The 22,546-nt window shown below is 68.2% G+C and carries 19 protein-coding genes; 7 read left to right on the top strand and 12 right to left on the bottom strand.

Annotation, left to right across the window (positions count from 1 at the left end; all coding sequences use genetic code 11):
• Positions 1-93: 93 nt before the first annotated feature.
• The 3 genes from ACWGCN_RS30260 to sucC all read right to left on the bottom strand — a co-directional run bounded on the left by ACWGCN_RS30260 (position 94) and on the right by sucC (position 3,432).
• Positions 94-1,128, bottom strand: a complete 1,035-nt coding sequence (locus ACWGCN_RS30260) for a DUF5336 domain-containing protein (protein ID WP_378993276.1) — start codon at positions 1,126-1,128, stop codon at positions 94-96.
• A gap of 204 nt (positions 1,129-1,332) precedes the next feature.
• Complete coding sequence (gene sucD, locus ACWGCN_RS30255) at positions 1,333-2,250, bottom strand: succinate--CoA ligase subunit alpha (protein ID WP_378993277.1); 918 nt, start codon at positions 2,248-2,250, stop codon at positions 1,333-1,335.
• Between the two features lie 12 nt (positions 2,251-2,262).
• Positions 2,263-3,432: an ADP-forming succinate--CoA ligase subunit beta gene (gene sucC / locus ACWGCN_RS30250; protein WP_358109230.1), complete on the bottom strand. Its 1,170-nt coding sequence runs from the start codon at positions 3,430-3,432 to the stop codon at positions 2,263-2,265.
• A 517-nt stretch (positions 3,433-3,949) separates the two neighbouring features.
• On the opposite strand from sucC, the gene ACWGCN_RS30245 reads away from it, so the two are divergent.
• Together ACWGCN_RS30245 and ACWGCN_RS30240 are read left to right on the top strand one after the other, a co-directional pair.
• On the top strand, positions 3,950-4,990 hold the full coding sequence (locus ACWGCN_RS30245) for a M23 family metallopeptidase (protein WP_378993280.1): 1,041 nt from the start codon (positions 3,950-3,952) through the stop codon (positions 4,988-4,990).
• A gap of 238 nt (positions 4,991-5,228) precedes the next feature.
• Positions 5,229-6,608 (top strand): DUF1731 domain-containing protein, encoded by a 1,380-nt coding sequence (locus ACWGCN_RS30240; RefSeq protein WP_452459094.1) that lies wholly within the window; start codon positions 5,229-5,231, stop codon positions 6,606-6,608.
• A gap of 52 nt (positions 6,609-6,660) precedes the next feature.
• On the opposite strand, the gene ACWGCN_RS30235 is transcribed toward ACWGCN_RS30240, so the two are convergent.
• Positions 6,661-9,243: a UvrD-helicase domain-containing protein gene (locus ACWGCN_RS30235; protein ID WP_452459095.1), complete on the bottom strand. Its 2,583-nt coding sequence runs from the start codon at positions 9,241-9,243 to the stop codon at positions 6,661-6,663.
• A gap of 377 nt (positions 9,244-9,620) precedes the next feature.
• Here ACWGCN_RS30235 and ACWGCN_RS30230 point away from each other — a divergent pair, with 377 nt between their 5' ends.
• On the top strand, positions 9,621-9,914 hold the full coding sequence (locus ACWGCN_RS30230) for a chorismate mutase (RefSeq protein WP_056816138.1): 294 nt from the start codon (positions 9,621-9,623) through the stop codon (positions 9,912-9,914).
• A 102-nt stretch (positions 9,915-10,016) separates the two neighbouring features.
• On the opposite strand, the gene ACWGCN_RS30225 is transcribed toward ACWGCN_RS30230, so the two are convergent.
• Positions 10,017-11,471 (bottom strand): NAD-dependent succinate-semialdehyde dehydrogenase, encoded by a 1,455-nt coding sequence (locus ACWGCN_RS30225; RefSeq protein WP_378993284.1) that lies wholly within the window; start codon positions 11,469-11,471, stop codon positions 10,017-10,019.
• Between the two features lie 190 nt (positions 11,472-11,661).
• Here ACWGCN_RS30225 and pgi point away from each other — a divergent pair, with 190 nt between their 5' ends.
• A complete protein-coding gene (gene pgi / locus ACWGCN_RS30220) occupies positions 11,662-13,305 on the top strand; it encodes a glucose-6-phosphate isomerase (protein ID WP_452459096.1) in 1,644 nt (547 codons plus the stop codon).
• Here pgi and ACWGCN_RS30215 read toward each other — a convergent pair.
• The 4 genes from ACWGCN_RS30215 to ACWGCN_RS30200 are packed head-to-tail and all read right to left on the bottom strand — an operon-like array spanning position 13,274 to position 16,865.
• Positions 13,274-13,840, bottom strand: a complete 567-nt coding sequence (locus tag ACWGCN_RS30215) for a potassium channel family protein (protein WP_378993286.1) — start codon at positions 13,838-13,840, stop codon at positions 13,274-13,276. The two genes, pgi and ACWGCN_RS30215, sit on opposite strands and share 32 nt — an antisense overlap.
• A 59-nt stretch (positions 13,841-13,899) precedes the next feature.
• Positions 13,900-14,565: a nucleoside/nucleotide kinase family protein gene (locus ACWGCN_RS30210; RefSeq protein ID WP_452459097.1), complete on the bottom strand. Its 666-nt coding sequence runs from the start codon at positions 14,563-14,565 to the stop codon at positions 13,900-13,902.
• Positions 14,566-14,612: 47 nt separating this feature from the next.
• Positions 14,613-16,241, bottom strand: coding sequence for an acyl-CoA dehydrogenase family protein (locus tag ACWGCN_RS30205; RefSeq protein WP_452453911.1), 1,629 nt, complete (start codon positions 16,239-16,241; stop codon positions 14,613-14,615).
• Between the two features lie 18 nt (positions 16,242-16,259).
• Positions 16,260-16,865 carry a TetR/AcrR family transcriptional regulator gene (locus ACWGCN_RS30200; RefSeq protein ID WP_387445789.1) on the bottom strand — a complete coding sequence of 202 codons (606 nt, stop codon included), beginning with the start codon at positions 16,863-16,865 and terminating at the stop codon, positions 16,260-16,262.
• Positions 16,866-16,929: 64 nt separating this feature from the next.
• Between ACWGCN_RS30200 and ACWGCN_RS30195 the strand changes: the two genes are divergently transcribed.
• A complete protein-coding gene (locus ACWGCN_RS30195) occupies positions 16,930-17,742 on the top strand; it encodes a crotonase/enoyl-CoA hydratase family protein (RefSeq protein ID WP_378993291.1) in 813 nt (270 codons plus the stop codon).
• Complete coding sequence (locus ACWGCN_RS30190; RefSeq protein WP_452459098.1) at positions 17,742-19,109, top strand: hypothetical protein; 1,368 nt, start codon at positions 17,742-17,744, stop codon at positions 19,107-19,109. The genes ACWGCN_RS30195 and ACWGCN_RS30190 overlap by 1 nt, the downstream gene beginning before the upstream one ends.
• Here ACWGCN_RS30190 and ACWGCN_RS30185 read toward each other — a convergent pair whose 3' ends face one another.
• Positions 19,110-19,799 (bottom strand): TetR/AcrR family transcriptional regulator, encoded by a 690-nt coding sequence (locus ACWGCN_RS30185; protein ID WP_378993294.1) that lies wholly within the window; start codon positions 19,797-19,799, stop codon positions 19,110-19,112.
• Between the two features lie 57 nt (positions 19,800-19,856).
• On the opposite strand from ACWGCN_RS30185, the gene ACWGCN_RS30180 reads away from it, so the two are divergent.
• Positions 19,857-20,531 (top strand): DUF4386 family protein, encoded by a 675-nt coding sequence (locus tag ACWGCN_RS30180; RefSeq protein WP_387445786.1) that lies wholly within the window; start codon positions 19,857-19,859, stop codon positions 20,529-20,531.
• Here ACWGCN_RS30180 and ACWGCN_RS30175 read toward each other — a convergent pair.
• Positions 20,480-21,172, bottom strand: coding sequence for a TetR/AcrR family transcriptional regulator (locus tag ACWGCN_RS30175; protein WP_452459099.1), 693 nt, complete (start codon positions 21,170-21,172; stop codon positions 20,480-20,482). The two genes, ACWGCN_RS30180 and ACWGCN_RS30175, sit on opposite strands and share 52 nt — an antisense overlap.
• 44 nt (positions 21,173-21,216) lie before the next feature.
• Positions 21,217-22,515 carry an alpha/beta hydrolase gene (locus tag ACWGCN_RS30170; RefSeq protein ID WP_449970277.1) on the bottom strand — a complete coding sequence of 433 codons (1,299 nt, stop codon included), beginning with the start codon at positions 22,513-22,515 and terminating at the stop codon, positions 21,217-21,219.
• Positions 22,516-22,546: the final 31 nt, after the last annotated feature.

The following is a 22,546-nucleotide window of genomic DNA, read 5'->3' as shown; positions in this document are numbered from 1 at the left end:
CCCCGGCGGCCGCGGGTCAGGCGCGCCGCGAGCCCACAGGCGTTCCGCTGGGGGGGCGCTCGAAACAGAACCACCGTGCGGCAGCCGTCGGTTTTACTTGTTGTCGTCGTTCGGACGGAACGCGGTGGTCGCATCGGCCGCCGGGTCGGCGGTCTGCTCGCCACCGAACGGCTGCGGCTGACCGGGCGACGACGGCTGCGCGCCACCGTAGGTCGGCGCACCGAACGGCTGGCCCTGCTGCTGCCCGCCGAACGTCTGCGTCGCGCTCTCGTCGGGACGCGGCTGTGCCTGCGGCGCAGCACCATACGGCGAGGGCTGCTGCTGCGCCTGCGGGGCACCGTACTGCTGGCCGTACGGCGACTGCTGTGCCGGCTGACCGTAGGACTGCTGGCCCGGCTGGCCGTAGGCCGGCTGCTGCGCCTGCGGCACCGACGGCTGGCTCTGCTGGCCGTACGGCGACGGCGACTGCGTCGGGTACTGCCCACCGGTCTGGGCCTGGCCGTAACCGGTCTGCCCGTAGGGCTGCTGGCCGGTGCTCTGGCCGTAGCCCTGCTGGCCGTAACCCTGCTGGGCGTACTGGCCGTACTGGTTCTGCTGCTGTTGCGGCTGGGCCGGTTTCGGCGCCGGCACCTTGATGATGCCGAGCCCGAACAGCAATGCCAGCACCAGCAGCACGGCGACGATGAACGAGAACGCGGCCACCGCGAACGCGCCCCACTGCAGTTCCATGCCCTCGCCCACGCTGATCAGCGAGACCACGACGCCGAGGAACGAGGCCACGGCCAGCGCCGCGGCGACGCCGAGAACGTTCTGCTTGGGTAGCAACGACAGCCCGGCCAGCAAGGCGGCGGCCAGGATCAGCGTCGCGAGGGCGCCGCTGCTCGACTCGAACATGCTGCCGGTGGTGGTCTCACGCAGCGCGGTGAAGCCGACATACGGCGCGAAGCCGAGGAGGAAGGTGACGACGCCGAGTCCGGCGGCGGCCGCGGTCAGGATGAACGGCAGTCCTTTGCCATCCGAACCGGTCGCGGTCGATGGCGAAGCCGCGGCGGCTCCGGTACTCGGGCCCTGAGGCGCGGCGGGTGTCGCGGGTGTGTTGTACCCGGAGCCCCCGGTCGGGTATGACATGTCTCGTCGTCTCCTTGTCGAGTCGTGCGCATCGGTCGCGTCGAACTGACTGGTGCCTGATCCGATACCTGACGCTACTGCACGCCACGGCCCCGGTCATCACCTACCGATGCAGGCTGTGGATAAACCACCGCCTGTGGATGAATCGACGAAGGCCGCCCAGGTTAAACCTGAAGGCGGCCTTCGACAGTGTGAGATTTCAGATCACGCAGAAGCGATGGACGCCTTCTCCAGGATCTCGCGAGCGAGCGCGGCGGTGGCGGACGGCGTCTTACCGACCTTCACGCCTGCGGCCTCGAGCGCTTCCTGCTTGGCCTGCGCGGTGCCGCCACCACTGGAGACGATGGCGCCTGCGTGGCCCATGGTCTTACCCTCGGGCGCGGTGAAACCGGCGACGTAGCCGACGACCGGCTTGGTCACGTTGGCCTTGATGTACGCGGCCGCGCGTTCCTCGGCGTCGCCACCGATCTCGCCGATCATGACGATGATCTTGGTCTCGGGGTCCTTCTCGAACGCCTCGATGGCGTCGATGTGGGTGGTGCCGATGACCGGGTCGCCGCCGATGCCGATCGCGGTCGAGAAACCGAAATCACGCAGCTCGTACATCATCTGGTAGGTCAGGGTGCCCGACTTCGACACGAGGCCGATCGGGCCCTTGCCGGTGATGTTGTTCGGGGTGATGCCGACCAGCGCCTCGCCGGGGGTGATGATGCCGGGGCAGTTCGGGCCGATGATGCGGGTCTTCTCGCCCTTTTCGACGTTGTAGGCCCACGCGAAGGCGGAGTCCTGCACCGGGATGCCCTCGGTGATGACCACGAGCAGCGGGATCTCCGCGTCGATGGCCTCGATGATGGCGTCCTTGGAGAAGGCGGGCGGCACGAACGCGATGGAGGTGTCGGCGCCGGTCTTCTCGATCGCCTCGGCGACGGAGGCGAACACGGGCAGCTCGATCGCGTTGCCGTCTTTGTCGGTGTGCTTGACCGTGGTGCCGGCCTTGCGCGCGTTCACGCCGCCGACGACGTTGGTGCCCGCCTTCAGCATCAGCGCGGTGTGCTTGGTGCCCTCGCCGCCGGTGATGCCCTGGACGATGACCTTGTTGTCCTTGTTCAGGAAGATGGACATGTTCGCTGTTCCTTACTTGGCGCTGAAGGCGAGTTCGGCGGCCTTGTCGGCGCCCTCGTCCATGGTCTGGGCCAGCGTCACCAGCGGGTGGTTGGCCTCGGCGAGGATGCGGCGACCCTCTACGACGTTGTTGCCGTCCAGACGAACGACCAGCGGCTTGGTGGCCGCGTCACCGAGCACCTCGAGGGCGCCCACGATGCCGTTGGCGACCGCGTCACAGGCGGTGATGCCACCGAAGACGTTGACGAACACGCTCTTGACCTGCGCGTCGCCCAGGATGACGTCCAGGCCCGCGGCCATCACGGAAGCCGAAGCGCCGCCGCCGATGTCGAGGAAGTTGGCCGGCTTCACGCCGCCGTGGTTCTCACCGGCGTACGCGACGACGTCCAGGGTGGACATGACCAGACCGGCGCCGTTGCCGATGATGCCGACCTCACCGTCGAGCTTGACGTAGTTGAGGTCGTTTTCCTTGGCCTTGAGCTCGAGCGGGTCGGTCGCGTCGACGTCGGCGAACTCGAGGTGGTCGGGATGCCGGTACTCGGCGTTCTCGTCCAGGGTGACCTTGCCGTCGAGGGCGAGGATCTCGTCGTTGGGAGTGCGCACCAGCGGGTTGACCTCGACCAGGGTGGTGTCCTCGTTGACGAAGACCTCCCACAGCTTCTGGATGGTCACGGCCGCGGCGTCGAGCACGTCGGCGGGCAGGTGGCCCTTCTCCGCGATCTCACGGGCGAAGGCCAGGTCGACACCCTTGACGGCGTCGACGGCGATCTTGGCGAGGCGCTCGGGAGTCTTCTCCGCGACCTCTTCGATCTCCATGCCGCCCTCGACCGAACACATGGCCAGGTAGGTGCGGTTGGAGCGGTCGAGCAGGAAGGAGATGTAGTACTCCTCCGCGATGTCCTTGGCCTCGGCGACCAGGAGCTTCTTGACGATGTGGCCCTTGATGTCGAGGCCGAGGATGTTCTGCGCGTGCGTGAACGCGTCTTCCGGGGTGGCCGCGTACTTGACGCCGCCAGCCTTGCCGCGGCCGCCCACCTTGACCTGCGCCTTGACCATCACGGGCTTGCCGATTTCCTCGGCAATGGCGCGTGCTTCTTCGGCCGTGTCGCAAACACGACCCTCGGACGAAGGCACTCCGTGCTTAACGAAGAGCTCCTTCGCCTGATATTCGAAGAGATCCATGTACTCACCGTCTCGTCTGCGTTGCTATGACAACGTCTTTGTTGGCGGCCCGACGTCGGTAGCGGGTCGGATCGGACTGTAGCTAGTCACGGGGAGGGGTAAACGACCACGTTCATAGTAAGTGGCGCAGGTCACGACCCATAACGGGAGCCCCGGAAAACCGCTGGCCAAGGCTACTGGCGAGTAGTTTTTGGATGTTTCACAACGCCTTGGCAGGTCGGGCCGCCTAAAACCGGAACCCCCCGGCATCTACTACGTTATGTCGTCGACAGACCTCACCCGAGATGCCGGAAAACGGTGAGATATTCCATGGCGTTACGGTGACGAATGTCACACACGCGTGTAGGTTTTCAACCAGCGCTTGCCACTCTGCAATCGCTTCGTTACCGTCAATGCGGTCGAAGTCACAACCAGGTCACGACAACCAGGTCACGACTGGCAAGTCAGGACTGAGGAGGACGACAAGCTTGAGGTACTTCAGTACTCGCTTGGAACAGCTGGCGAATCGGCACGGCCGATGAACCACCGCTCCACCCTTCCAGTCGAAAATCGCACCAACTCCGGCCACCGTTACCGGTACGCCGACGAATACACGTCGCATCCGCAGGCCCGCCGGGCTCCCGCCGCCGCATGGCCGCAGACCGACGACGCGTGGCGCGACCAGAACTCGTGGTCCGACGACGCGGCGTGGACGCCCGCCGAGGACGAATGGACCGCGGACGAGTCCTATGACACCGGCACGTACGGCACCGACTGGGCGCCCGCGGCCGAAGAGACCACCGCGGAAGAATCCCCCGCGCCGCGCCGCGCCGAACGGCGTGGTGGCGCACACCGCGTCCCCGCACCGCCCGCCGCGCTGAAGGGCCGCGCCGCGGTCATCGCCGTCGCCGCCGGCGCGGTTGTCGCCGCAGGTCAGGCGGCCATGGCCGATCCGGGCCAGCCCGCGCACGGTATCGATTACGAGGCAGCGGGTCAGGTCCACGAGATCGCCGCCCAGTCCATGAGCACGGCCGACGTCGGCGACCCGGGCACCGGCGCGGCACCCCAGGTACTCGACGCCACCACCATCGCCGACAAGAACCACTTCGACGACATCCTGGCCAAGGGCGCCAAGTTCGCCGAAGACCTCGCCGCCCAGGAATCCGCCAAGCTGCGGCCCCTGTTCACCAAGTTCGCCGCGGGCAACTACACCTCCGGTTTCGGCGCCCGCTGGGGCGTCCAGCACCTCGGCATCGACGTCGCGGGACCGATCGGCACCCCGATCTACGCGGTCGCCGACGGCACCATCATCGAAGCGGGCCCGGCGTCCGGTTTCGGCATGTGGGTCCGCGTCCTGCACGACGACGGCACCGTCACCATCTACGGCCACATCGACACCGCCACCGTCTCGCAGGGCGAGCGCGTGATGGCGGGCGACCAGATCGCCACGATGGGCAACCGCGGCTTCTCCACCGGCCCGCACTGCCACTTCGAGGTCTGGCTCAACGGCACCGACAAGATCGATCCGGTCCCGTGGCTGGCCACCCGCGGCATCAGCCTCGGCGCCCAGCGCGATTAGTGATCACCGGTAAGAACAGGGATAACTCGCGGTCCGCCTTCCCATGAATTCAGGCCGGACCTCAGTACTGGTCGGCTTGCTGTGACTGCCGTCGGGATGCCGACGCGTGGTCGGTGAAAAAGACCGATCATCTTTTGTTCGCCCGGCTGTTGCGTAATCGAGGCAGCTTGTGGACGGTCTTGTTGCGTGACCAGCGGCACGCTTCCCCTGAGCAGGTGGCGGGGTTAGCGTTTCGGCTATGGCTGGTACGACGAAGTACACGCAGTTCATCGGGCTCGCACCGGAATTGGTGTGGGGGGTGCTCGGGGATCTCGAGCAGTGGCCGGAGTGGAACCCCGGGGTGCGGTCGGTGCGGATGCACGGGCCGGTTGCCGTCGGCGCCACCGGCGACTATCTCCCCGATGGCAAGGTCTCCGCGCGGATTCACGGGCGGTTCGCGGAACCGTTCACTGTCACCGTGTTCGAACCGAATCGTGAGCTCGGCATCGAGCAGCCCGAACCCGCGGGCACCATGCACCTCACCTGGCGGTTGACTCCGCGCGACGGCGGCACCGAGATCACCCAGGAACTGCGGTTCACCGGCCCTTCCGCCGCCGCGGCGCGCACCATAGTCCGTCCGTTCATCGAAACCGATGCGCGCGTGAACTTCTCGCGGCTGGCCCGGCTGGCCGGACTGGCTCCCGTCGACGACGCGCTGAATGTCGTCATCGCCGGTGGCACCGGCGCGCTCGGTCTCCAGATCGCCGCCGATCTGACCTGCCGCGGACAACGTGTCACCCTGCTGACCCGCCGCCGCAACCCGGATCTGCCGTTCCGCCAGACCGAGTGGGACGGCCGCTCGGTCGGCTCCTGGTCCGCCGAACTGCGCGAACCAGGGCGCCTCGCGGTGATCAACCTCGCCGGGAAACTGGTCGACTGCAGGCCGACCGAACGCAATGTCGCCGAATTACGCTCCAGCCGAGTCGATTCCACCACTGCTCTCGTCGCCGCGGCCCGCCTGCGCGACACCCCCGTCGACTACTGGGTCCAGGCGAGCACTACGGCCATCTGGTCCGACGCGGGCGAAACCCGGTGCACCGAAACAACTCCTCTGCCCGTCGGCCTCCCGCAGATGACCGGCGTCGCCCAGCCATGGGAGGAGGCGTTCGACCCCGCTCGCGCCGACCACTGGACGATCCTGCGCACCTCCATCGTCCTCGACCCCGACGCCCCCGCCCTCAAACGCCTGGGCCAGCTCACCAAGGCAGGTCTCGGCGGTCGCGTAGGCCCCGGCGATCAATGGTTCAGCTGGATCCACATCGAGGACTGGCTGGCCATCGTCCGCGCTTCCCTCGGCCTCGACCCCTCCGTCACCCTCCCCGACGGCATCCTCGTGGCCGCCACCGAATTCCCGGTCCGCAACACCGAACTCATGGCCACCCTCCGCCGAATCCTGCACCGCCCCCCATCACCCCCCACGCCGAAGGCAGTGCTCACCGTCGGCGCCGTCTTCCTCCGCACCGACCCAGCACTCGGCCTCACCGGCCGCCACGCCACCTCCGAAGTCCTCCACAAGGTCGGCTTCGACTTCCGCTACCCCACCCTCGACGAGGCCCTGACAGACCTGTTGCCCCACTGACCCGACCCGCGCCCACGCTCCGCATGCCGGGAGCGTGGGCGGGGGCCCACCATCACAACTTCACAATCGTCCGGCTGAACTGCGGAATCAGCCGAATCTTGCCCGCCGACCCGAAGTCGATGGTCACCGTAGCCAACGGCCCCACCCCATCGGCGGCCACAACCCGCCCCAACCCGTACTTGTCATCGGTAACCCGATCCCCCACGGCAAGAACGAGTTCGGTGTTGTTCCGCTTCACCGCCCCGCCCGGCGCGGGCCGGCGCTCGCCGGATCCGCCACGCACACCCGGCCGCTGATCCCAGCCACTCCCACTGGTCCAATCCCGATCGAACCCGCTGTCCTCACCCCGGCGCCGCCCGCGCTGCACCGGCGAGACAACCGGCTCCAATCTGCGCCAATCCAGCAGATGCTGCGGGATCTCCTGCAGGAAACGGGATTCCGGGTTCGACACCGGCTGCCCCCAGCCGGACCGCACCACAGCGCGCGAGAGATAGAGCCGCTGGCGAGCCCGCGTGATCCCCACGTAGGCCAGACGACGTTCCTCGGCCAGCTCGTTCGGGTCCCCCAGCGCCCGCATGTGCGGGAATTGCCCGTCCTCCCAGCCGGTCACGAAGACCACCGGGAATTCCAGCCCCTTGGCTGTGTGCAGCGTCATCATGGTGACCACGCCGGTGCCCTCATCGGGGATCTGATCCGTATCGGCGACCAGCGACACCCGCTCGAGGAACGCAGCCAGCGACCCCGGCTCGGGTTCGCCGTCGCCCGCCTCCGGCACCAGCCCTTCCTCACGGGCGGCCTCGGCGTTGTTGAATGCCTCGGAACTGAATTCGCGTGCGACGCTGACCAATTCGTTGAGGTTGTCGAGCCGCGCACCGTCCTGCGGATCGTCGGAGGCTTCCAATTCACCGCGATATCCGGTGCGGTCGAGCACTGCCTCGACGACATTGCCCACATCGGGATAGTCGCTGTCGGCCCGTTTTCCGGCCACCCGGATCTCGTCGAGCAGATCGAGGAATCCCGCGATGGCCCGCTGCGCGCGGGTATTCAGCAGGGCGACTTTGCCCTCGGCGGCATCACGCAGCGCCGCGGCGAAACCGATACCGCGCTGTTCGGCATGCACTGCCACGCACGCCTCCGCACGATCGCCGATCCCGCGACGTGGAGTGTTGAGAATGCGGCGCACACTCACCGCGTCTTCGGGATTCTCCAGCACGCGCAGGTAGGCAACCACGTCGCGCACTTCTTTGCGCTCGTAGAACCGCACACCACCGACGACCTTGTACGGCAGGCCCATGCGGATGAAGATCTCTTCCAGCGCACGCGAATTGTTGTTGGTGCGATAGAACACCGCCACGTCGCCGTAGTTGGCCTCGCCCGTGTCGACGAGCCGATCGATCTCCTTGGCGACGAAGGACGCTTCGTCGTGCTCGTTGTCGGCGACGTAGCCGGTGATCAGTTCACCTTCGCCGGAATCGGTCCACAGTTTCTTCTCGCGCCTGCCCTCGTTGCGCGCGATCACCGCGTTGGCGGCGGACAGAATGTGCTGGGTGGAGCGGTAGTTCTGTTCCAGCAGAATGGTTTCCGCGTCCGGGAAGTCGCGTTCGAATTCCTCGATGTTGCGGATGGTGGCGCCACGGAACGCGTAGATGGACTGATCGGCGTCGCCGACCACGCACAGCTCGCTCGGCTCGACCGCCTGCTCCTGCGCCGTGCTGTGGTGCCCCACCAGCTCACGCACCAGCACATACTGGGCGTGGTTGGTGTCCTGGTACTCGTCGACCAGCACGTGCCGGAACCGGCGCCGGTAGTACTCGGCGACCTGGGGATGGTTCTGCAGCAGGGCCACCGTCTCGCCGATCAGATCGTCGAAGTCCATCGCGTTGGCCGTGCGCAGTCGCCGTTGGTACTCGGCGTAGACCCGGGCGACCAGCGCGGGCAGTTCGGTGTCGTCGGCTTCGGCGTCGGCGGCGGCCTTTTCCGGACCGATCAGTTCGTTCTTCAGATTCGAAATGGCGGTCGACAGCAAACGCGCCGAATACTTCTTCGTATCGATCTCGAAATCGCGACTGATCATCGTGAGCAACCGACGAGAATCGTCGGCGTCGTAGATCGAGAAATTCGAATTCAGGCCGGGCAGCAGGGCCGCCTGCATCCGCAGAATGCGCACACAGCTGGAATGGAAGGTCGACACCCACATGCTGGCCGCCCGCGGACCGACCAGCCCCGCGACCCGTTCCCGCATCTCGGCGGCGGCCTTGTTGGTGAAGGTGATGGCCAGGATCTCCCCGGTGCGTACGCCGCGCGCCGCGAGCAGATAGGCGATCCGGCGGGTGAGCACGGCGGTCTTGCCCGAGCCCGCGCCCGCCACGATCAGCAGTGGGGAGCCCGCGTGCATCACCGCGGCACGCTGGGGCGGGTTGAGCCCGTCGAGCAGACGCTCGATCTCCTCGGCGCGCTGTTGTTCCCGCTCCTGACGACGCTGTGACTGGTCGGCGCTGTTTCTCGCCGCCGCCTGAGCCAGCGCGGACACGCCGGTGCCACCCCCGTCCCGAGGCGCTGGCACGGCACCCTTCGCCGCGGGCGCGGGTTCGCTGGGATCGGTGGCTGAGGCGTGGGGAGCGACCGTGATATCCATCGTGTGTCCACGCTACCGGCGGGCACCGACAAGCCGCGAACTGCCGCTGCCGCGATGACCGGACAGCGACAGCCGGGCAAACTTCCGGTGAACCCGGCCAGGTCGACGCGGGCGACGCTTGGTGAACGTTCTCAGCGAATTCACAAACAGAACTGTTTTGCCTACCTAGCGCCCCGTGGCAGACTGAGCCACATGGTCAGCGCTTCTCCGCATGTCCGGGTCGGCAGCCGATCCGATATCGTGGCGGGGAGTACTGATCGCGCACTCCCGGGGGGATCCAGTACTGCCCATCGGGAAAAGTTTCAGGGTGACGGAACAGATCGGGTAACAGGCCGTTCGGTTTGACCGATCCAAGTTCTGACACGAGGAGATGAATGATGAGCACCCCTGCTACGACCACCGGCTCCGATTCGGCCTTGCCGCAGTCCGAAGCTGAGATCGACAAGCTCCGCCTCGAGATCGATCAGCTCGATGCCACGATCCTCGCCGCGATCAAACGCCGCAGCGAGATCTCCCGGATCATCGGCCGCACCCGGATGGCCTCCGGTGGTACGCGCCTGGTCCACAGCCGTGAGATGAAAGTTCTCGAGCGCTTCAGTGAGCTGGGCCAGGAGGGCCACACCCTCGCCATGCTCCTGCTCCGCCTCGGCCGCGGCCGTCTCGGCCGCTAGCCCCCAGACCACAAACCATGCGGCGGACCAGCCAGTTCGCCGCTTCCGAAAAGCCGCCCCGGGTGCGACACCATCCCCGGGGCGGTTATTTTTCTGTCCGGCTCAGGTCAGGGCGATGTATTTGGTGTTCAGGTATTCCTCGATGCCCTCGGTGCCGCCCTCGCGACCGAAGCCCGATTCCTTGACGCCGCCGAACGGGGCGGCGGGGTCGGAGATGACGCCGCGGTTCACGCCCACCATGCCGCTCTCCATCGCCTCCGAGATGCGCAGCGCACGGTCGAGATCTCGGGTGAACACGTAGCTGACCAGCCCGTATTCGGTGTCGTTCGCGGCGGCGACGCCCTCCTCGTCGGTGTCGAACGCGACGATCGGGGCGACCGGACCGAACACTTCCTCGCGCAGGATGCGGGCGGACGGCGGGACATCGCCCAGGATCGTGGCGGGGTAATACCACCCTGGACCGCCGGGAACCTTGCCGCCGATCAACGCTCGCGCGCCCACGGCGACAGCATCGTCGACCAGGTCGCTCACGATCTCGCGCTGATCCTCGCTCACCAGTGGGCCGAGGGTGGTCGCGGCGTCGGTGCCGGGGCCCATCACGACGGTGTCGGCCATCGCGGCGACGAACTTCTCGGTGAACTCGGCGACCACACCGCGCTGGACGTAGAACCGGTTGGCGGCGGTGCAGGCTTCGCCGCCGTTGCGCAGCTTCGCCTGCATCGCACCGGCCACGGCGGCGTCGATATCGGCATCGTCGAACACGACGAACGGCGCGTTGCCGCCCAATTCCATGGACGTGCGCAGCAGCCGGTTCGCGGACGCCGCAACGAGCTTCTTACCGACTTCGGTGGAGCCGGTGAAGGTGAGCTTGCGCAGCCGCGGATCGTCGATCAGCGGGCCCGTGACGGCCCCGGAACGCTGGGTGGTGATCACCGACAGCACCCCGTCGGGCAGGCCTGCCTCGCTACAGAGCTCGGCCAGCGCCAGCATGGTCAGCGGCGTCGCCGAGGCGGGCTTGACGATCATCGTGCAGCCCGCCGCCAGCGCGGGCCCGATCTTGCGGGTGCCCATGGCCAGCGGGAAATTCCACGGTGTGATCGCCAGGCACGGACCCACCGGCTGCTTGGCGACCATGATCCGCCCGGTTCCCGACGGCGCGTTCAGATACCGCCCGTGGATCCGCACGGCCTCTTCGCTGTTCCAGCGGAAGAACTCGGCGCCGTAGCGCACCTCGTTGCGGCTCTCCGACAGTGCCTTGCCCATCTCGAGCGTCATCAGCAGCGCGAATTCCTCCGCTCGCGCGGTGAGCTGCTCGAACACCGTCCGCAGGATCTCGCCCCGCTCCCGCGACGGCGTCGCCGCCCACGCCGGTCCCGCCGCGACGGCCGCGTCCAGCGCCCGCATCGCGTCCTCGGGAGTCGCGTCGGCGACCTGCGCGATCACCGTCCCATCGGCCGGATTGTGTACGTCGAAAGTGCCACCCCCGGTGGCGTCGACGGGACCGGAGCCGATCCACAAACCCTTGGGTACGAATTCGAGTACATCGCGTTCAGACACTGTCCCGCCTCTCCGAGAATGTAGCGCGTCGTCCGGGAGCTCGACTGGCAGCTCTCGGCCCTGCGTCGCGTGCGCGGCAGTGGGAGGCGGTGGGGCCTCGTGCCCGGCACACTCCCAGACCGTACCGGTGGCTTGTCGGGGTCGTCGACACCCGCGCGCCTGCCCGCCGGTAACGCGGTACCCTCGGCTCGTGAGCAGCAGCGACATCACCGCGTCGGCGGCCTGGCAGGCACTGCACAGCAATCACCGCACCGTTGCGCCGATGCACCTGAGGCAGCTGTTCGCCGATGACCCGGCACGCGGTCGCGAGCTGACGATGCAGGTGGCGGACCTGCACATCGACTACAGCAAACATCGCGTGACCCGCGAAACCCTGCGCCTGCTCGTCGATCTCGCGCGCACGGCGGGTGTGCCGCAACGCCGCGACGCGATGTACGCGGGCCAGCACATCAACACCTCCGAGGATCGCGCGGTCGGCCATATCGCCCTGCGCCTACCGGTCGGCGACCAGCTCTGCATCGACGGCACCGACGCCGATGCCGAGGTGCACGACGTCCTGCGCCGGATGGGCGAATTCGCTGATTCCGTGCGCTCGGGCGCGTGGCGCGGCGCGACCGGCGAACGCATCGAGACCATCGTCAATATCGGCATCGGTGGCTCGGATCTGGGCCCCGACATGGTGTATCGCGCACTGCGCCACTACGTCGACGCGGGCATCGGTGCCCGTTTCGTCTCGAATGTCGACCCGGCCGATCTGGTCGCCAAGCTCACCGGCCTCGATCCGGCCACCACCTTGTTCATTGTCGCGTCCAAGACGTTCTCGACGCTGGAAACCCTCACCAACGCCACCGCCGCGCGCCGCTGGCTGGTCGACGCGCTCGGTGAGGAAGCGGTCGCCAAGCATTTCGTCGCGGTGTCGACGAACGCGGAACGCGTGGCTGCCTTCGGCATCGACACCGCGCACATGTTCGGCTTCTGGGATTGGGTCGGCGGCCGTTACTCGGTGGATTCGGCGATCGGCCTCTCGGTGATGGTGACCATCGGCAAGGACCAGTTCGCGGAATTCCTCAGCGGAATGCACGCCATAGACAAGCATTTCGCCACCGCGCCGCTGGCGGAGAACGCGCCGGTCCTGCTGGCGATGCTCGGTGTCTGGTACTCGAATTTCTTCGGCGCGGAATCCCGTGTGGTCCTGCCTTATTCGAATGACATGGCCCGATTCCCCGCCTATCTCCAGCAATTGACGATGGAGTCCAACGGCAAGTCGGTCCGCGCCGACGGCACCCCGGTCACCTCGTCGACCGGCGAGATCTTCTGGGGCGAGCCGGGTACCAACGGCCAGCACGCTTTCTACCAGCTCCTCCACCAGGGCACCCGCCTGATCCCCGCCGATTTCCTCGGCTTCGCCAGGTCCACCGACGACCTGCCGACCCGCGACGGCACCGGCAGCATGCAGGACATCCTGATCAGCAACCTGTTCGCGCAGTCGAAGGTGCTGGCGTTCGGCAAGACCGCCGAGGAGATCCGCGCCGAGGGCACCGACCCGGAACTGGTGCCACACAAGGTGATGCCGGGCAACCGGCCCAGCACCACGATCCTGGCGGCGGAGCTCACGCCGTCGGCGCTGGGTCAGCTGATCGCGCTCTACGAGCACCAGGTGTTCGTCGAGGGCATCATCTGGGGTGTCGACAGTTTCGACCAGTGGGGTGTCGAGCTGGGCAAGCAGCAGGCCCTCGCCCTGATGCCGCTGCTGAGCGGACCGGAAAAGCCGGTGTCGGTGGGTGATTCGTCGACCGACGAGCTCATCGAGTGGTATCGGGCGCATCGCCGCTGACCTTGTGCGCGGCACGGGTCGCGGCCTGGATCCGGCCGGTCACGCTGGTAGTGATGATGGTGAGCAGGGTGCCGAGCACCACCAGGTCGAACACGATCTGCACCATCGTGGCGATGCGCGCGGCCTGACCGACGGCGTGCACGTCGCCGAATCCGACGGTGCCGAGGGTGACGAGCGTGTAATACAGTGCGTCGGTGCGAGTTTCGAGCCCGGCGAACTGATCCGGATGAAGCTGCTGCAAGCGGTAGTAGAACAGGGCGAACACCACACCGACGATGCATACGAGCAGCAGCAATCCGTCGACCTGTGCTCCCGCGGCGGTCGGCTCCCGCAGATAGTTGTCGATCCGCCGCCAGACCAGCCAGCCCAGCCCCGCGATCCCGCCGGCGAAGAGGACCACCCCCACCAACCGCCCCGGCCACGCGTCGAGCTCGAACATCCAGCCCACCGGCACGCTGTAGTACAACAGCACCGCGCACAACGCCGCCGCGCCGTTGCGCATCGCATGCCCGGGGAACCGCCGACCTCGCGTCATCACTCCATGATTGCCCCGAAGCCGCCGATTTCCGTGCCACACGCGCCGTTCGACACGAATCAGGTCACGCGATAGCCGTCCCCCACCGCGGTCAACACGTGGTCAGCGCGGTTCCTGCTCGCCGCGATGAGATCGGCGTTGCGCAGATCGCTCCCCAGCACCTTCTCCTGCGCCTGGTCCGGTGTTCGCCCGCCCGCGGTGTGCCGGTCCATGAGTCGTTCGGTGAGCACCTGCCGCGGCGCGTCCAGGTACCAGCAGGCGTCGAGCAGCCCGCGGACATCCGCCCAACCCGGTGCCTCGGTCTCGGTCAGCAGCAGATAGTTGCCCTCGATGACGACCACCCGCTCGTCACACACGACAACACCGCCATCGGTCGGCTCGTCGATCGCACGATCGAACAGCGGCCACGGCACCGGCGCTCCGACCGGCGCTTCCCGCAGCAACCGCAGATCCGCGACGAACCCGCCCGCATCGAAGGTATCCGGCTCACCCTTGCGCGCCAGGGCGTTCCGCGCCCGCAACACCTCGTTTCGCAGGTGATAGCCATCCATCGGCGCCACCGCCGCGGGCCGCCCCGACCGGCACAGCTCGACGCGAAGCCGCTGCGCCAGTGTCGATTTCCCGGCTCCCGGCGGCCCGGCGATCCCCAGCAGAAACCGCTCAAGGCGCACCGGGATTCGTTGCGCCAGTTCGCCCACCGACAGCACCTCGTTCGCCCAGGTCACGGGCCCACCCTACGCACCGGGTGGCAGCACGTGAGGACAAGACGGACTCAGCGAACGTCGACGAAGCCTCGCTCGAGGATCGCACCGGTGTCGACGCCGACGGGCAGCGTGCCGAAGGCGATGCCCCAGTCGGCGCCGAGTCGGGTGGCGCAGAAGGCATCCGCGACGGCGGGATGCCCGTGCCGCACCAACTGTGCGCCCTGCAGGACGAGTGCCATCAGTTCCACGACGCGGCGGGCACGATATTCGATATCGGACAGGTCCGTGAGTTCCTTGCCCACCCGGTCGATCGCGTCGTCGAGGCGCGCATCGGCGCCGCGGGCGAGTCCGACCTCGGCGAAATAGGCCTCGACCGTCTCGGGCTGACGTCCCATGGCGCGCAACGCGTCCAGCGCCGCCACATTGCCCGACCCTTCCCAGATCGACATGAGCGGCGCCTCGCGATACAGCCGCGGCATGCCCGACTCCTCGGCATAGCCGTTGCCGCCCAGGCATTCCAGTGCTTCGGCGGCGTGGGCGGGAGCACGCTTGCAGACCCAGTACTTGGTGATGGCGAGCGCGATGCGGCGCAGCGCGGCCTCGGCCGGATCGCTGCCCGCGCGGTCGGTGGCCCCGGCCAGTCGCATCATCACCGTGGTCGCCGCATCCGATTCGATGACGAGGTCGGCCAGCACATTGCGCATGGCGGGCTGGTCGATCAGCTCGGCGCCGAAGGCTTTTCGGTGGCGGGCGTGGTGGATCGCGGTGACCGCGCCGAGCCGCATGCCGGTGGCCGAGCCGATCACGCAGTCGAGACGGGTCATGTTGACCATCTCGATGATCGTCTTCACGCCTGCCCCCTCGGCGCCGACGAGCCAGCCGGTGGCGTTCTCGTATTCGATCTCCGAGGACGCGTTGGACTTGTTGCCCAGCTTGTCTTTCAGCCGCTGGATGCGGAGGGGGTTGCGGGTGCCGTCGGGCAGTACCCGGGGCAGCAGGAAACACGACAGGCCGCCCGGGGCCTGCGCGAGCGTGAGGAACATGTCCGACATGGGCGCCGAGGTGAACCACTTGTGCCCGACGATGCGGTACGAGCCATCGGGTTGTGGTGTGGCGGTGGTGGTGTTGGCCCGGACGTCGGAGCCGCCCTGCTTCTCCGTCATCGACATGCCCGCGATGAGACCTGCCTTGGTCGATGGTTCACGCAAGCCGAAATCGTAGGTGCGCGAGCCGAGCAGCGGCTCGAAGCGGGCCGCCAGTTCGGGGTTGTGGCGCAGCGCGGGCACCACCGCGTAGGTCATCGAGATCGGGCACATGTGTCCGGCGTCGGCGGCGCCCCAGGTGTAGAACTTGGCGGCGCGCGCGGTGTGCGCGCCGGGCCGCTCGTCCAGCCACGGCGAACCGTGCAGCCCATGTGTCACCGCGACATTCATCAGGTCGTGCCAGTGCGGGTGGAATTCCACCTCGTCGACACGATTGCCCCACCGGTCGTGGGTGTGCAGCACCGGCGGGTACTCGTTGGCGAGTCTGCCCCACTCCTGCGCCGCGAAACCGCCTGCCAGCGCTCCGAGTTCGCGCACTTCGGCTTCGGCCCAGCCCGCGCCTTCGCGGTGCAGACCTTCCAGCAGCGCGGGGTTGCGCGCGGCATCGAAGGGGATCAGTGGTGGCGCCTGGTTGAAGACTTCGTGGGTCGGCATATCCGGTAACTCCTTCGACTACAACGTTTCCGGGCGCGCACCGAGTGCGCGCACCGCGAAAGCGACCAATTCGGGGATGACGGTCTCGGCGTGCGGCGCGGCGGCCAGCGGGCCGACCAGCACCTCGCCGATCGCGCCGACGAGGGCGGCGGCGGTGAGGCTCGATTCCTGGGCAGGCAAGCGGCCTTCGGCGACACCGTGTGCAATCGCGGTCTCGAACGACGCGGCGAACGCCCGCCGGAATTCCAGCCGCTGCGCGTCGACGGCGGCGTCGACGGGCTCGGCCAGCAGCACGTAGGCAAGTTTCGGATTCTTCATCGCGCGCCCGGCGAAGGTCTCCACCGCGGCGGTGACCCGCCCCACCACGTCACCCTCGGCCACCGCGGCCCGGACCGCGTCGACCTCGCGGGCGACGACCGTCTCGAAGACCGCCGCGACCAATTCGGCCTTGTTCTCGAACTGCTTGTACACGGTGCCGGTCGCGATGCCGGCCTCCGCCGCGACCGCCGCCATCGACAGCCCGGCGAACCCGTCACGGGAGAGCACGCGGGTGGCGCCGTGCACGATCAGCGCCCGTTGCGCGTCGAGCCGGGCCTGTACGGCCGGGGTCCTGCGGTACACCATGTGAAGAAGTGAACCATTGATTCACCTCTTCACACAAGGGGCACCGTGGCCGTATGGTCGAGGAATGGAAACAGGTTCACCCGCCGAAACCAGCGCATCCGGTCCGGCGAATTCCGTGCGCGTCGAACACGCGGGCCCGGTCACGACGGTGATCCTGGATCGCCCACACGCCCGCAACGCGGTGGACGGCCCGACCGCTCGCGCGCTGGTGGAGGCGTTCCGCGCGTTCGACGCCGACCCCACCTCCTCGGTCGCCGTGCTGTGGGGCGAACACGGCACCTTCTGCTCCGGCGCCGACCTCAAAGCTCTGGGCACCGAGAACAGCAATCAGGCCACCGAGGACGGTGACGGCCCGATGGGCCCGACCCGGCTGCGCCTGTCCAAGCCGGTGATCGCGGCGGTGTCCGGGTACGCCGTGGCGGGCGGGCTCGAACTGGCCCTGTGGTGTGATCTGCGAATCGCCGAGCAGGACTCCATCTTCGGCGTCTTCTGCCGCCGCTGGGGCGTCCCGCTGATCGACGGCGGCACCGTGCGCCTCCCGCGCATCGTCGGCGAAGGTCGCGCACTCGACATGATCCTCACCGGCCGCCCGGTGAGCGCGCCCGAGGCGCTACAGATGGGCCTGGTCACCCGGGTCGTGCCCACCGGCGACGCCCGCCGCGCGGCAGAGGAACTGGCCGCCCAGCTCGCCGCGCTCCCCCAGACCTGTCTGCGCACCGACCGCGCCGCCCTGTACGACCAGTACGGACACACCGAGGAGGAGGCGCTGCGCGTCGAATTCCGGCACGGCATGACCGCGCTGACCGGCGGCGCACTCGACGGCGCCGCCCGCTTCGCCGCGGGTGAGGGCAGGCACGGTAGCGCCGACCACCGCTGATGGACCGCCTCACGGTCGTCGACGAGATCTTCCTGCGGACCCACCGCGGGATGGGCACCCCCATCGCGCTACAGGGTCTGTGGCGTACTCCCGATGCGATGGAACCCGCGCTGTTGCAAGCGATTCACGATCACTTGCGGCTGGGCAGGCTCGGCCGCAGAGTGGTCGGCTCCCGGGTTCCGGGCGCCCGCAGAGGCTGGCAGCCCAACACCAGCGCCCACCCCCTCGACCTCCTCCCGAACCGGACCGCGATCTCCGAGACCGGCTGGCCGGCAATGCCGATCGCCCAGCACGATTCCGGTCGCGGTATCGGCCCACTCCCCGCCCACGCGGTCCTGCCATGGGCCGACAGCCTCGGCACCGATCTGGACCCCGAGTTCGCGCCCGGCTGGCGCCTGTCCGCTGCCCGCCTCGACGACGGCGGAACCGTTGTCGCCCTGACCTGTTCGCATGTCCTGGCCGACGCCCGTGGCCTGATCCACGCTGTCACCGCCGCCCTGCGCTCGCTCGATCCGGCGCACGCCTCGATCGGCCCAGCGCCCACCAGCGAAACGCGTTACTGGACAACGTCGTCGGAGTGGACGGATGCGGTCTCCCAGTGGGTCACCATCTTCGGCGGCACGACCCGTGCGCTGTTACGCAGGTTCCCCCGGCGGGCGGCCCGACCGACCACGGACCACGTTCCGCGCGAGTCGGCCTCCAGCAGCGCTGCGCCGGCGAATCCCGGTTCGACCGGCGACCGGCACCTGCGCCCCCTCCTGCTGACCTTCGATGCCGCCCACTGGGACGCCACCGCGAGCACTCTCGGCGGGACCCCGAACAGCCTGTTCATCCACTTGATCGCGAACATCCTGTGGCAGAACGGCTTCCCGAACCCGATCATCACCGCGAGCCTGCCCGTCGACACGCGCGAGGAACCCCGAGTCGACAACGATCTCGCGGTGACCGAGATCGCCATCCACCGCGTCGACACTCCCGCGACCATTCGCGACAAGGCGAGGTCCGCCTATCAGCACCGAATGTCCAGCCCCGCGGGCCTGCCCGAGGAGATCCTCCAGGTGATCCCCGACCGCTGGGCCTACACCCTCAGCAAGGGCGCGGGCGAGCGAGACATCCTGTGCTCCAACATCGGAACCCTCCCCGACGCGGTGCGAAGAGTCGGCCCGCACGACTGCACCCGGGTGGCCGCCCGCGCGATCCATCCCGGCATCACCGCCTTCCCCCGCACCCAGCTCGCGGGCTACCTCTCCCACCTCGGCGATACCTACACACTCGCCCTGGTCAGCCTCGCCGCCGACAACGATTCCCTGCCCGACGCCGTCGACAAGGCCTGTGCGGCAACGGGATTACATCCCGCGCCCTGGTAGTCAGCCGGCAGCGATCCCCGTGAGCAAGGCACGCAGCCCCCATACGAACTGATCCTCGGAGTTCCACGCCGCCATCGCGTCGACCTGTGCTGCCGAGCGTGGCCAGCGATCGCCGTCGAGCAGGGCCAGCCCCTCGCGACGTTGCGCGACCCGCTCGGATTCCGGGGTGAGCGGCGGCTTTCCGTCGGTCTCGGCGACCGTGAGCGCGATGCCGCCGAGCACCTGCACGATCAGCGAGTACACACCGTTCGCCTGCCTCGCCTCGGACAAACCGCCTCGAGCCAGGCACCCGAACAGCGCCTCGCCGACATCGCTCGCCGACGGCCCGTCCATCGGCCCCGACATCATCAACAGCGCGACCGCCGGATGCGCGAGCAGCTCCGCGCGCAGGCCGCGCGCGAACTGGATCACCGCGTCGGCCCACTCCACGCCGGGGTCGCGCAGGGGTTCGAGGGCAACCGCCGAGAGCACGCGTTCGATCACGGCGCGCTCCAGATCGGCCCGGCTCGCCACGTAGGTGTACACGGCATTGGGATTCACCCCGAGCTTGCCCGCCACCGCCCGGATCGACAGCGCCCCGGTCCCGCCCTCATCGAGGAGCTGTAGCGCGATGTCCACCACCTGCTCTTCGGTGAACGAGCGCCGCGCCGGCCGCGCCGCGCCGCCACCTGTTGACTTCGCCTTCGACATGCGGTGGACTGTACCCCGTACAGCTACCTGTACTCCGTACAGCCAGAATGGATTCTCGTGCACAACAAGCCATGGACCACCATCACGCTGCTGATCGGCGCCCCGATTCTGATGAACCTCGCCTTCGTCGGCCTCGGGATGACGTTCGACTACCCCGACGTCCTGCAATTGCCCGCCACCGAGGTCCTCGCCCGATTCCGGGCCGAGCAAGCCACGATCGTCACGCTGTTCGCCCTCCTCGCGGCCGCGGCGTGCGCTTTCGTCCCGTTGTCCGTTCTGATCGGGCGCCTGGACGACTCCCCCACGATGCGCTGGGCGGTGCGAGCCGGCATCGCCGCCGCCCTCGTACAAACCATCGGCCTGCTGCGCTGGCCGCTACTGGTCCCCACCCTGACCGACGCGGACACTTTCGAACGACAGCACACCCTGCTCGGCACCCTCCTGGGCGAAACCGCCGGCTACACCCTCACCGCGATCTGGACCGCACTGGTCATCGCGGCCCTGCGCACCCCGCGGTGGTTCGCCGCACTCGGCTACACCAGCGCCGCCGCCATCGCGACCGGCGTCGTCATCCCGCTCGGCATCGAGCCCGCCGCCGTCGTCAACTTCCTCGGCTACGTGTTGTGGAGCGGGTGGCTGCTGGCCTTCGCGGCCCTGCTCGGCCGCGGCGCGTTCGCGCGTCAGGTCGCCGTCATCCCGACGAGCAGCACACGAAGCCCCCAGACGAACTGATCCACCGAGGTCCAGGCGGCGATCTCCTCCAGGTGCGCCGCGGTGCGCGGCCACCTGGTTGGATCCAGGTCTCGCAGCGCCGCGCGGCGGGCCGCGATCCGCTCCGATTCGCCTGGCAGCGGCGGCTTTCCGTCGGTTTCCGCCACGTCGAGGGCGATCGAACCGAGCACGTACACGAATACCGCGTAGACCCCGTGCGCACGGATGGGCGCCTGGAGGCCGCCGCGGGCGAGGCAGACGAACAGCGACTCGGTCATATCCCGCGCCACCGGTCCATCGGCCGACGGACTGTCCATCGACCCCGACATGATCAACTCCGCCACGGCGGGGTGGTCGAAGAGCCGAGCGCGCATGCCGAGCGCGAACTGGATCACCGCCGCGGTCCACTCCACACCGTCGTCGGAGAGCGGCCCGAGCGCCACCGACGACAGCACGTTGTCGATCACCGTGCGTTCGAGGCCGTCCAACCCACCGACGCGGGCGTGCACAGCGTCCGCGTCGACCCCGAGCCGTCGCGCCACCGCACCGACGGACAGGGCCCCCGCGCCGTCCGCGTCGACGATGGCGAGCGCGGCCTCGGCGATCTGCTGCTCGGCGGGCGGGCCACCAACGTCCGTACCTGGGGTTTTCGCCTCGGACATGCGTCGAACTGTACTCCGGGGACCCTTGCGGAATCCGTCGCCGATCAGGGTGTCAGGCCGAGCCGGGTAGCCAGCCACGGCAGCTGATCACGCAGCCCGAACTCCCACAGCGCGAAGCTGTGTCCGCCGGGCAGAATCCGTAACCGCACGTCCATCCCCGCGTCCTTCGCCGCCTGATACATCCGCTCCACCTGCGGCCGGTACGTCTCGTCATCGGCGCCGACCACGAACGCGCCGGCGGAGTCCGGATACGCCCGCGTCCGCAGCAGATCGAGCGGGTTGACCCGCAGCAGCGCCGCGGTATCCCCACCGAACGCGGCGTCCACCGTGCGCTGACGGTCCCCCAGGGTCGGCTCGTCCTCACCCGACATGTCGAGGAAGGTGGGATAGACGGCGGGGTAATTGGTGGCGAGTTGCAGTGCGCAGGTGCCGCCGTAGGAGAGTCCGCCCACCGCCCAGGAACGCGGATCCGGGTCGATCTGCAGATTCGCTCGCGTCCAGTTCGGCACGTCGACGGCCAGGTACGTGGCGACATTGCCGAGTTTCGAGTCCAGGCACAGCGGGTTCGCCAGCTGGGAGCCGGTCCCGTCGGCCACCACGACGACCGGTGCGAGCCCGTTGTGCGCGCGGGCGAACGAATCCATGGTCTCGACCAGCTGCCCACCGACGAACCAGTCCTGCGGCGCACCCGGCTCACCGGCGAGCAATACCAGCACCGGCAGCAGCGGACGTGGATCCGCGAAATAGGCGGGCGGCAGATAGATCTGGGCATCGCGCGCGGTGAATCCGGACGCTGTCGGCGGCACCGTCGCGGTCAGAACTCGCCCGCCGTCGGGCAATCCACCGGGCGCGGGCCAGGCCGGCTCGAGCGGACGCGCGCTGATCACCTGCTCGCGCCGGGTCAGCTCACGCGCGTCGACCCGGTCGATCTGTTCGACCCCGAGCGCCGCACCCACCGTCGGATACGACGCGTACTCCAGGTTGATCCTGACTCCCACCGCCACCAGCACCGCCACGGCCGCGAGCACAGTCACCACGCCGGTCCACACCGTCCGGCGCACCAGGATTCGCGGCACCACCAACAGCACTGCCGCCACCGCGATCCCGATCAGCACGTACACCGACACGGCGATCGGATCGGGAAAGGGCCGCCACACCTCCTCCACGAACAAGTACAGCGCCACGGTGAGCACCACCGCGGCCAGCACCACGATCGGCATGATCGTCGTGACATATCGTCGTACGCGAGGTAACAGCAACCAGACCGCACCCAGGGCGCCGAGGACCGTCAACGCCACCGGCAGCCATCCGGTGAGCAACGACAGATCGGTGATTCGCGTCATCTCTGACCTCCACAGATGCCACCTCGACTGC

The sequence above is a fragment of the Nocardia sp. NPDC055050 genome (genome assembly GCF_053608345.1).
The sequence above is the reverse complement of the archived record's forward strand: the minus strand, read 5'-3'. Positions and strand labels throughout refer to the sequence as shown.

Coding starts and splice junctions, on each gene's coding strand:
- ACWGCN_RS30260 (WP_378993276.1), bottom strand. CDS start 1,128: ATGTCATACCCGACCGGGGGCTCCGGGTACAACACACCCGCGACACCC.
- sucD (WP_378993277.1), bottom strand. CDS start 2,250: ATGTCCATCTTCCTGAACAAGGACAACAAGGTCATCGTCCAGGGCATC.
- sucC (WP_358109230.1), bottom strand. CDS start 3,432: ATGGATCTCTTCGAATATCAGGCGAAGGAGCTCTTCGTTAAGCACGGA.
- ACWGCN_RS30245 (WP_378993280.1), top strand. CDS start 3,950: ATGAACCACCGCTCCACCCTTCCAGTCGAAAATCGCACCAACTCCGGC.
- ACWGCN_RS30240 (WP_452459094.1), top strand. CDS start 5,229: ATGGCTGGTACGACGAAGTACACGCAGTTCATCGGGCTCGCACCGGAA.
- ACWGCN_RS30235 (WP_452459095.1), bottom strand. CDS start 9,243: ATGGATATCACGGTCGCTCCCCACGCCTCAGCCACCGATCCCAGCGAA.
- ACWGCN_RS30230 (WP_056816138.1), top strand. CDS start 9,621: ATGAGCACCCCTGCTACGACCACCGGCTCCGATTCGGCCTTGCCGCAG.
- ACWGCN_RS30215 (WP_378993286.1), bottom strand. CDS start 13,840: ATGACGCGAGGTCGGCGGTTCCCCGGGCATGCGATGCGCAACGGCGCG.
- ACWGCN_RS30205 (WP_452453911.1), bottom strand. CDS start 16,241: ATGCCGACCCACGAAGTCTTCAACCAGGCGCCACCACTGATCCCCTTC.
- ACWGCN_RS30200 (WP_387445789.1), bottom strand. CDS start 16,865: ATGGTGTACCGCAGGACCCCGGCCGTACAGGCCCGGCTCGACGCGCAA.
- ACWGCN_RS30195 (WP_378993291.1), top strand. CDS start 16,930: ATGGAAACAGGTTCACCCGCCGAAACCAGCGCATCCGGTCCGGCGAAT.
- ACWGCN_RS30190 (WP_452459098.1), top strand. CDS start 17,742: ATGGACCGCCTCACGGTCGTCGACGAGATCTTCCTGCGGACCCACCGC.
- ACWGCN_RS30185 (WP_378993294.1), bottom strand. CDS start 19,799: ATGTCGAAGGCGAAGTCAACAGGTGGCGGCGCGGCGCGGCCGGCGCGG.
- ACWGCN_RS30175 (WP_452459099.1), bottom strand. CDS start 21,172: ATGTCCGAGGCGAAAACCCCAGGTACGGACGTTGGTGGCCCGCCCGCC.
- ACWGCN_RS30170 (WP_449970277.1), bottom strand. CDS start 22,515: ATGACGCGAATCACCGATCTGTCGTTGCTCACCGGATGGCTGCCGGTG.